We start from the raw sequence: 1,514 nt of genomic DNA on the forward strand, positions 1-1,514 counted from the left end.
TGTAGTGCACCGGTAAAGTTGGACCGGTATAAATAAACTAACTTAATGTTAATTGTTTGAAGGATTGTTGTCTATAAGCTAATGGACTCAATCCTTTTCTTTTTGCGTTAATTCTTTCTGTATTGTAATAAGTAATGTATTCTTCCATTGCAGCTATAAGTTCAGCTCTTGTTTTAAAGTGATATCCATAATACATCTCGTTTTTCATGATGCCAAAGAAGTTTTCCATTAAAGAATTATCCATGCAATTCCCTTTTCTTGAGAACGACTGTTTAATACCCTTATCCTTTAGCCATTGTTGGTAAGGTTTCATCTGGTATTGCCAACCTTGATCTGAGTGGAAGATTAAACCTTCAAGATTAGGATTTGATTTAAATGCTTTATCAACCATCCTTTTGGTTTGATTAAAGTCAGGTGAGATAGATATATCGTGAGATACAATACTTCCATCAAACATATCTAGAATTGGCGAAAGATAAACTTTACCTTCATCTGATTTAAACTCAGAAACATCAGTTGTCCATTTTTCATTTGGTTTAGATGCATCAAAATCTCTAATATATTTTGCTTTGTGTTCTAGTTCATCAATTTCTTTATGGAGTAATAGATTTTCTTTAGATTCACCATTATCACCTTTATATGAGTGATAATGACCATTTGAACCTTGTTTTGCCTTTAAGCCATTCTCTGACATGACTCTCTGAATTCTGTTATGTCCATAGCCTTCCAGCCCCTCAAGATTGGCGAGCATTATCCTCCTGTAGCCGTATCTTGATTTGTGATGTTCAAATACAGGAGTAATAATAGCCAGGATTCTTTCATCCTCTTCCTTCTTGCGCCTGATATAATTCAGATGCTTGCTTGTCTTATAGTATTCGTATGTTGATTTGGAAAGGCCTGAAACCATTAAAAGATGTTTCAATGGATAGTTTTTTGATTGCCTTAGTTCATCAATCACAGCTACTTTCTCTTCTGTTCTTGGGCCTTTCTTTTTTGAACTAAGGCACTTAATTTTTTTAGATATTCATTTTCAATACGAGCTAATTTAAGTTCTTCCAGAAGTTCTTCTTTGGTTTTGTCTTTATCGGCTTTATTGATATTTATTTCTACTTTTTTCTTTGGCATGGATGGTCTACCTCTTTTAAGAGATTTTAACCCATCTATGCCATTTTTTAAATAGGTACGATGCCATTTGACAAGGAGGTCGCTATTTATGCCGGCACTGCAGGCCACGGCATTGTAGGATTCGCCATTTTCAACCCTTTTGATAAGTTCAACTCTTTGTTCTATATCAAGAGTTGGTCTTCCATGTTCCAGTCCTGCTTCACCCAAGAAATCATATATTTTATTCCATTTGGCGACTTGATCATGAAAGGCTTCGTGCCTGACTCCTGGTGGATCGTGAATGTATTCACCATTTCGATATTTAAGTACGCATTCTAATTTAAATTCTTTTGTATATTTCATAATAAAAACCTCCAAAGTTGTTGGTACAACTTTAGAGGTTCACTACA

2 protein-coding genes are annotated in these 1,514 nt (G+C 34.7%); both read right to left on the bottom strand.

Features of this window, described 5'->3' with window-relative positions:
- Positions 1-37 precede the first annotated feature (37 nt).
- On the bottom strand, positions 38-958 hold the full coding sequence (locus FYJ50_RS10420; RefSeq protein WP_154461690.1) for an IS3 family transposase: 921 nt from the start codon (positions 956-958) through the stop codon (positions 38-40).
- Positions 959-960: 2 nt separating this feature from the next.
- Positions 961-1,467: a helix-turn-helix domain-containing protein gene (locus FYJ50_RS10425; RefSeq protein WP_154461692.1), complete on the bottom strand. Its 507-nt coding sequence runs from the start codon at positions 1,465-1,467 to the stop codon at positions 961-963.
- Positions 1,468-1,514: the final 47 nt, after the last annotated feature.

Source organism: Floccifex porci (genome assembly GCF_009696175.1).
Taxonomy (GTDB): domain Bacteria; phylum Bacillota_I; class Bacilli_A; order Erysipelotrichales; family Erysipelotrichaceae; genus Floccifex; species Floccifex porci.